This is a genomic window from Photorhabdus heterorhabditis (genome assembly GCF_018448905.1).
Classification (GTDB): domain Bacteria; phylum Pseudomonadota; class Gammaproteobacteria; order Enterobacterales; family Enterobacteriaceae; genus Photorhabdus; species Photorhabdus heterorhabditis.
Window position 1 is genome coordinate 1 of sequence record NZ_RCWA01000085.1, and the last position, 4,072, is coordinate 4,072.

The 4,072-nt window shown below is 43.0% G+C and carries 6 protein-coding genes and 1 pseudogene; all 7 read right to left on the minus strand.

What is annotated here, in order from left to right:
- Positions 1-137 precede the first annotated feature (137 nt).
- A pseudogene (locus EAE89_RS22350) lies at positions 138-617 on the minus strand (VENN motif pre-toxin domain-containing protein); the annotation flags it as partial.
- A 106-nt stretch (positions 618-723) separates the two neighbouring features.
- Positions 724-1,242 (minus strand): hypothetical protein, encoded by a 519-nt coding sequence (locus EAE89_RS22355; protein WP_149616886.1) that lies wholly within the window; start codon positions 1,240-1,242, stop codon positions 724-726.
- Entirely contained in the window at positions 1,239-1,466 is a 228-nt protein-coding gene (locus EAE89_RS22360; RefSeq protein ID WP_244866705.1) for a hypothetical protein, read from the minus strand. The genes EAE89_RS22355 and EAE89_RS22360 overlap by 4 nt, the downstream gene beginning before the upstream one ends.
- 156 nt (positions 1,467-1,622) lie before the next feature.
- Positions 1,623-1,877, minus strand: a complete 255-nt coding sequence (locus tag EAE89_RS22365) for a hypothetical protein (RefSeq protein ID WP_054477687.1) — start codon at positions 1,875-1,877, stop codon at positions 1,623-1,625.
- Positions 1,864-2,427 carry a hypothetical protein gene (locus EAE89_RS22370; protein ID WP_149616887.1) on the minus strand — a complete coding sequence of 188 codons (564 nt, stop codon included), beginning with the start codon at positions 2,425-2,427 and terminating at the stop codon, positions 1,864-1,866. Before EAE89_RS22370 ends, EAE89_RS22365 begins: the two co-directional genes overlap by 14 nt.
- An 81-nt stretch (positions 2,428-2,508) precedes the next feature.
- A complete protein-coding gene (locus tag EAE89_RS22375) occupies positions 2,509-2,811 on the minus strand; it encodes a hypothetical protein (RefSeq protein ID WP_054481730.1) in 303 nt (100 codons plus the stop codon).
- Positions 2,808-4,072: DUF637 domain-containing protein (locus EAE89_RS23855; RefSeq protein WP_244866706.1), on the minus strand; the 1,265-nt coding region annotated here is incomplete at its 5' end. The genes EAE89_RS23855 and EAE89_RS22375, both read right to left, overlap by 4 nt.

A 4,072-nucleotide genomic window follows, 5' to 3' on the forward strand; every position in this document is an offset into this window, starting at 1 on the left:
GGGGGCAAACAAGATTCTATCAATATCCAAGCATCATCAGAAATGTCGTAACGTGCCACTATTTTGTTCCTGCATCGAAATCAATCAGATAATAATACTATTAATTGATATTAAGGGACACAGCCTAGCCTTATTAATGCTTCTCCAACGTCACCTTTCTGTAAGGCTTTCTCTACCGCCTTGATAGTTTTCCCGGCGGCATCACCCGCACCCGGAATAATCGCTACAGCGGCGGCCAGATAATCTAATGCACTCTCAGCTTCAACAAAACCTTTGATATCTCCGACAATCGGCACGAAGTCAGTCCCTAAACTGATAACGTCTCCAGCTTGTTGACACGCCGCCGGTGACTGCTGACAAAAGGCTTGCTTTTTCTCCTCGTAGGCTTTAATTGTGCCTGACTTTTCTTTTTCTGCGGCAGACAGAAGATGGGCTAGCGAATTGTAGACAATCACCATTTCACCGGCATTAGCACCACTGTTGGCACCTTCTGCGCTGTTGGTTGCAATGGCTCCCGCAGCGCCGCCAATGATTTTCCCCCCGGCCTGAATTGCCATCGGGTCGCTAAAGGTTTTATCCAGTATGATCGCAGCTAATTCAGCGGCCAAAGCACCCAAGGTTAAATGGCCTGAGTCCGGTAGAATTCCGAACTCAGGCATTATTAGCCGCTTAGCGTAAGCTGTCCAACTTTTGGGTGGCGCACCATAAAACTAGGAGTTTTTTTTAACGTAACCAGAATGGCGGATCGTCTGGGCCTAAAGCATCGTATTGTTCTAAAGACCGATGCTTATCGTCTAAATATAAAGGTATATCTGTAATAACCACCTTTAACGGCTCATATTGGTAGCCAGGATAAAATTTAAATTCTTCATACATAACTTCGGCAGACTCAAGGCATTCTAAAAATGCACTAAAAAAACGTGAAAATACATCCGAAAGCATTAGTAATTTAGAATTCAACTTACTCTTTTCAGGATCGGCTAGAATAGTCTGATCCCATTCAATAGCTGAACTTGGCAGTTCCATAAATAACTGTCTTACTTGCATCATCTGCTCTTTAGCAACTTCTACGTCTTCTAGACGTAAATAGCGTTTATAGAGTCTATCTGTCAAAAGATGCCAGTTTTGTTTTGGATATTTCCATTCAACAAAGAGTTTCAAACATTCAAAAAACAATGATACATCATTGACTGTGCCTAGCTCTACTATAAGAGCACCCCCACTAAATCCTATATGTCTCATTCTGCTTTAAACCTGATTAATGAAGGGTGTATTGCACCGTTTGATTTTTCAACGATACCCCGACTGATTTCAGCTTGTTGTTTAACTGTCACCATTTGCCCCCGAATATCAATAACAACCTCCTGTCTCATCCCCGCAGGTAAATTCTTCTGCCGCTCAATAGCCTGTTTGGCAACATTATTAATCAAGCCATTTTTGTTCGTTGCAATATTATAGTTCTTCACTTCAACACTACAAACATTGCCCTGACACCAGTCTGGACGAACACTGCCTTTAGTGCCATAGGGAACTTCCTTGCCCTCTTTAATTGGATGAATTGCACCTTAATCAATTAGTGTCTAACTTTTGGGGTGCAATTCAACATGTCAGGGTTCTTTCTATTAAATTAAGCCAAGAAATTCTGGTAATCCTTTTACATAGTCATATGCTTCACCAGTATAATTATCTGATAAATCTTGGAAGAGTTTAATTACCTCTTGTTTCTCATCATCATTAAGTAATTGAAGTTCCGCTGCCATTTGTTCCATTGTTTCTATTGCTGAATCCGGATTAAGCAGTTCTTCACTTGTAAACTCCAAAAATATGGCAAGATCAATAATGACCTTTACAAGCCTAATATTGCTATTCTTTAACAACTTTCACCTCTATGTTTTTGATTCCAAGTTCATCGAACATTTTTTGTGCTCTATTCGCCTGAGTTTGATCAGGTACTTCCCAACGTCCTGTCATACCATTGCGCTTTAACGCATCTGATTGTCGTAATGCCTGATCTTTTGCTTTTCGGGTTGTCACAACAGATATTTTCCTGTCTATCATGACATTATCATCTACACCATCAAACCTAACAGGCTTGTTTTTTCCATCAGTGTCTATTCTATCAATACTGGGAGCCTGTCCCTTTTTAGTTTCAATATTTGAACGAGCACCTGATGCAGAATCATTATAACCTTTTGCTCGTTGACTCATGCTTGCATTTTCATCAACCCACTTAACTTTTATTTCATCACTGGCCTTATTGAGCAGTTTGGAAGCTTCCCCAATATCACCTTTCTGTAAGGCTTTCTCTACCGCTTTGATAGTTTTCCCGACGGCATAACCCGCACCGGGAATAGCGGAAAAATAATCTAATGCGCTTTTGGCTTCTACAAAACCTTTAAAATTGAATGGCCTGAGTCCAGTACACAATACCGGCCCCAGGTCATACTAGCTATCGGATAAAACCATCCAGAAATTAGGGTGTAGTTTAAAAAGATCGGTATCTTTTAATCACAATCCTAACAGGCTATCCATTCCCTTAACTGAATCATTAATATAACTTTCATATTGACTTTGTGGTTCATTTCTATCTAAAGCTACAGCATAAACTTGCTCCAAACTCAGCCAATGCTCATAAAACTGCTCCTTCCACTCATTATTCACATCTTGTAAACAATCCAATAAATCTCTCAAGCGATCAATTAGTACATTTAAAGGAATTTTATTTTCAACATATGCTCCTAGAGTTTCTTTCATCAAATTAAGTTGTCTAAAGTCGTACTCAGTAAGAGTAATATTATTTAATTTATTCATTGTCTTATAATCCCGAAGTCTACTGTAACTACACGGCCAGATTTTTCATCAACGATTACTGTGAGATTATTCGTTTTATCGTGGTAAGCCATTGTTCCTGGAATTTTTCCTTTCACTGCATTTTCTGATTTGATCGCATTTTCTACTACGGTAGGAGTAATTCCTTGCCTTTGCATACGATCAAGTGAATGGCTGGAGTAGTCTCGATTTCCAATTGTGGTTGGTTTGTTGATTCCGTCTGGAACATTCAATGGATTACCTTTAGAACCTGTTGGGGTTCTCGCAGATATCTGTTGGCTTGCTTCTTGAATAAGCTTAGAAGCTTCCCCAATATCACCTTTCTGTAAGGCTTTCTCTACCGCCTTGATAGTTTTCCCGGCGGCATCACCCGCACCCGGAATAATCGCCACGGCGGCGGCCAGATAATCTAATGCACTCTCAGCTTCAACAAAACCTTTGATATCTCCGACAATCGGCACGAAGTCAGTCCCTAAACTGATAACGTCTCCGGCTTGTTGACACGCCGCCGGTGACTGCTGACAAAAGGCTTGTTTTTTCTCCTCGTAGGCTTTGATTGTGCCTGACTTTTCTTTTTCTGCGGCAGACAGAAGATGTGCCAGCGAATTGTAGACAATCACCATTTCACCGGCATTGGCACCACTGTTGGCACCTTCTGCGCTGTTGGTTGCAATGGCTCCCGCAGCGCCGCCAATGATTTTACCCCCGGCCTGAATTGCCATCGGATCGCTAAAGGTTTTATCCAAGGTGATGGCGGCCAATTCTGCGGCTAAGGCACCCACGGCAGCCCCTTTGGCATCCCCGCCACCAATTTCCGCCGCCAGCGCAGACACCGCGGCATGGCTAATCGCTTTACCCGGGATACCCAAAATCTCCCCGTTATCCCCAATCAGTTTGGCACCTTCCGCATTAATCTGATTACCGATATTGCTCAACAGCGCGGTTTGCAGGTTATCTGTAAAACTGCCGCCGTTAATCGCCGTCCCTATTGTTGAACTGACGACGGATTGTGCCGCCACACGCTGGGCCACCTGACTCCAATTCTGGTTACTCAATAAGGGAAGCTGCGCTTTTAGCGGATCGACAACGCCTTTTCCCGCCACTAATTTTCCCCAGCCCATCGTGTGGTCTAAACCCCCTAATGCGCCACCCACGGCGATTTGGGTCACGAGGGATTTGACGGCTTCGCGCTTCGCTAAGGCCGCCAGTGTCTGGGTGAGATCCCCTTTATTTTCAACTAAGG

Bases quoted from the DNA above. Each gene is read 5' to 3' on its own strand.
- EAE89_RS22355 (WP_149616886.1), bottom strand. From the start codon at position 1,242: ATGAGACATATAGGATTTAGTGGGGGTGCTCTTATAGTAGAGCTAGGC.
- EAE89_RS22375 (WP_054481730.1), bottom strand. From the start codon at position 2,811: ATGAATAAATTAAATAATATTACTCTTACTGAGTACGACTTTAGACAA.